The organism is Ilumatobacter sp., from assembly GCF_049588435.1.
Taxonomy (GTDB): Bacteria; Actinomycetota; Acidimicrobiia; order Acidimicrobiales; family Ilumatobacteraceae; genus Ilumatobacter_A.
This window is the reverse complement of sequence record NZ_JBAVYV010000282.1, coordinates 1-2,037: the sequence shown is the minus strand read 5'-3', so window position 1 is coordinate 2,037 and position 2,037 is coordinate 1. Positions and strand designations below refer to the sequence as shown.

Here is a 2,037-nt window from a genome sequence, read left to right as displayed (position 1 = left end):
GCAGCGATCCGAGGACGACGCCCGAGACCGCCGACTCCCGTCGTCGGAACAGCGCGACCCCGGCCCCAGCGGCGCACGCGGCGGCAATCGTCGTCGAGAGACTCACGCTCCATGTGACGGGCAGGACTGCGATCAGCGCGGCTGCGGGCCAACCCGGAGCCGGATGAAGGACCCGCCGAGCGAGCTCGGATGTGAGCAGGGCGGTCGCGGCGGCAGCGACGCCGGCGAGCACCATCGGTGGCATGCCGAGGAGCGCGACCAGGACCCACGCGAGCGGAGAGAGGTCGACGGCGACTCCATCGCCCACGGCCACTGTCGAGTAACGGAGGCCGAGATCGATGTTCGCGACCAGTTGCTCGATGCGCTCGTCGACGGGGCCGAGTGTGGCAGCCCTCACCACCCCGGCGACGACCGCGATCGCGAACGTGAGGAGCCGATCACGTGAGCGGAGCAGCGCAGCAATTCGAGTCCGGTCGAGACGCCATGTCCACGTCGCAACGTCCGACCGATCGGGGCGATCGTGCGCGATGGCCAGCGCGATCACATGGATGACGAAGACGATCGCCACGATGACCAGGTCGTTCGCCGCGGTCCGGCTCGCCGGATAGATGACATTCACATTGGTGCCGGTGCCTCCGCCGATCGTCGCGGCAGCTGCCATCGCCAACAGCAGAGGCGGGACGAGGCCGACGAACCGCTCCGGACGATTCGTTCGGCGCGACACCAGCCAGACTCCCAACCCGACCACAATCGTCAAGAGTCCGATGAACGCAACTCCGATGATGGTCGCGGCGCCGATTGCGACCCGCACTCGCGCCGCCCCGGTGGATCGCGGGAGTCCTGGGTCGACGAGCTCGGACTCATCGTCACCCAGGGCGACCTCGCTCTCGTCGTCGAGATGGAACCGCCGAGGACGGGCAGTAATCAGCAGACCGCAGAGAACGACGAAGAACAGGGAAACCCAGACCGCAACCGTCACCTTTCGTTCGCCGTCGAACTCGGCGACGAGATCGACCTGGCCGCTGTGCTCGACGATCCATCCGTTCCCCGCGTCGACTGGCATCGACGAGCCGGCGCTGACACCGTCGATCTCGAGTTGCCACCGCGGATCGAACGACTGCTGCAGCACGACGATGCTCGGCCCGTCGAGCGTCGCGTCGGATTCGAATCGGCCGGTCCTGGTCGCCGTCGCTCCGACCGCGCGCTCGACCTCGACCGGTCGGTCGTCCCAGTCGGTGGAGCGGAGACCCACGATGTCCAAGAGCCCGAGCTCACCGGCATCGACGTAGGCCGTACCCGCCTCGGCTTCGATGGGTACGCACGACGCGACCTCGAGCTCGTCGCCGTCGAGGAGATCACCGACGGTCCCGACGAAGGACACCGGGATCGCCTCGTCGGGCTCGGCCGTTCGACCGAATCTCAGGCCGACGTCGACACAGTCCTCGGGGAGCGGGTCGGATCGGTCGAGAAGCGTCGCGCGGCCGGGGTTCCCACCGTCGTTGACCACGATCTCGTCGATCCGCACCGATCGTGGCCCGAACGAGTTCGGGCCGCGAAACTCCGGGTCCGACTCGGGGATCAGGACCGACACCGACGAAGCGACGATCGACTCGTCCAGCTCGAGCGCGCCAGCGATGCTGCATCGCGGCGAGCCATCGTCATCGGGGTCGCAGCCACCCGCCGGTCGCAGTTCGACAGTGAACCGATCGTCACCCACGAGCACCGTCACCTGCTCGAGAAGTTCCCATCCCTCCCCCGCCGACGACAGGATCCGAACGCTCCGAACCGGTTGCTCCGGGAACGCCAGGTCGAGGCCTGCACCCGCCGGTCCGACCAGCGTCCAGCCGGTGTCGACGTCGTCGTCGACTGCGTCGACGGCGCGACCCGGCTCGGTCCTCTCGCCGCCCTCGTCCGGCGCGATGCTCAGCGCGGCGGTGGCGTCTACGCTTCCTCGTAGGACCGTTGACAACGCATCGGGATCACTGTCTGCACGCAGGTGCGCCGACCCGATGACGTCGAGATCGCGACCGTCGACGA

Annotated in this window: 1 protein-coding gene; it reads right to left on the bottom strand. The window is 68.2% G+C overall.

Annotated elements, in window-relative coordinates:
* Nucleotides 1-2,037, bottom strand: a 2,037-nt coding sequence (locus tag WBV89_RS11015) for a hypothetical protein (protein ID WP_423981396.1), incomplete at both ends; no start/stop codon positions are given.